Annotated in this window: 1 protein-coding gene and 1 pseudogene; both read left to right on the top strand. The window is 68.3% G+C overall.

Annotated features, from left to right (window positions below; all coding sequences use genetic code 11):
* Positions 1–346: pseudogene (locus J0670_RS38465) on the top strand (polyketide synthase); the annotation flags it as partial.
* A 46-nt stretch (positions 347–392) separates the two neighbouring features.
* A partial coding sequence (locus tag J0670_RS38460; RefSeq protein WP_207817409.1) for a beta-ketoacyl synthase N-terminal-like domain-containing protein occupies positions 393–1137 on the top strand: 745 nt, incomplete at its 3' end.

The following is a 1137-nucleotide window of genomic DNA, read 5'->3' as shown; positions in this document are numbered from 1 at the left end:
GGCCACGGGCCTGCGCCTGCCCGCCACCGCCGTCTTCGACTACCCGAGCCCGACCGCGCTGGCCGACTTCGTGGTCAAGGAGATGTCCGGATCGGTCGTCGAGGAGTCGGCCACCCTCTCGGCCTACTCCGGACTCGACAGGCTCGAAGCGTCGCTCACCGAGCTCCTGGGAGACGAGGCGGCCAGGGCGCGGGTCACGGCCCGGCTCATGGACATCCTCTCCGTGCTGAGTGACACCGCCGGATCCGGCGAGGGCGAAGACGACGGTGTCTCGGTCGCCGACAGGATCCAGTCGGCCAGCGACGACGACATGTTCGACTTCATCGACAACCAGCTCGGGCTCTGAGTACGTCGCCGTACCACCGTGCGTAATGAGGAAGGCGTCCATTCGGATGGCGAACGAAGAGAAGCTCCGTGACTACCTCAAGCGGGTCACCACCGACCTTGCCCAGACCCGGGAGCGCCTGCGCGAAGTAGAGGGCCGGCAGCAGGAGCCCGTGGCCATCGTCGGGATGGCGTGCCGGTTCCCGGGTGGGGTGTCGTCGCCGGAGGAGCTCTGGGAGCTGGTGGCGGCGGGCAGGGACGCGATCGGTGTCTTCCCGACGGACCGTGGCTGGCCCGAGGACGTGGTGGATCCGGATCCTGAGGCGGTCGGTAAGAGCGTCTCGGGTGAGGGCGGATTCCTCTATGACGCTGGTGAGTTCGACGCGGAGTTCTTCGGGATCAGTCCGCGTGAGGCCGTGGCGATGGATCCGCAGCAGCGGTTGCTGCTGGAGACGTCCTGGGAGGCGTTGGAGGGCGCGGGGATCGATCCGACGGGGCTGCGGGGCAGCGCGACGGGTGTGTTCGCGGGGCTCTTCTACCACGACTACCTGCCGTTCCACCCGGTACCGGAGGAGGTCGAGGGGTACCTCGGAACGGGCGGCATGGGGTCGGTCGCCTCGGGTCGGGTGGCGTATGCGCTGGGGCTGGAGGGTCCGGCGGTGACGGTGGACACGGCGTGTTCGTCGTCGCTGGTGGCGTTGCATCTGGCGTGTCAGTCGCTGCGTTCGGGTGAGAGCTCGCTGGCGCTGGCGGGTGGTGTGACGGTGATGTCGACGCCTGGGACGTTCATCGACTTCACCAAGCAGGGTGGTC

The organism is Streptomyces sp. FH025 (assembly GCF_017427025.1).
In the GTDB taxonomy this organism is placed as follows: domain Bacteria; phylum Actinomycetota; class Actinomycetes; order Streptomycetales; family Streptomycetaceae; genus Kitasatospora.
Note: the sequence above shows the minus strand (reverse complement) of the source record. Positions and strands in the feature narration are given on the sequence as shown.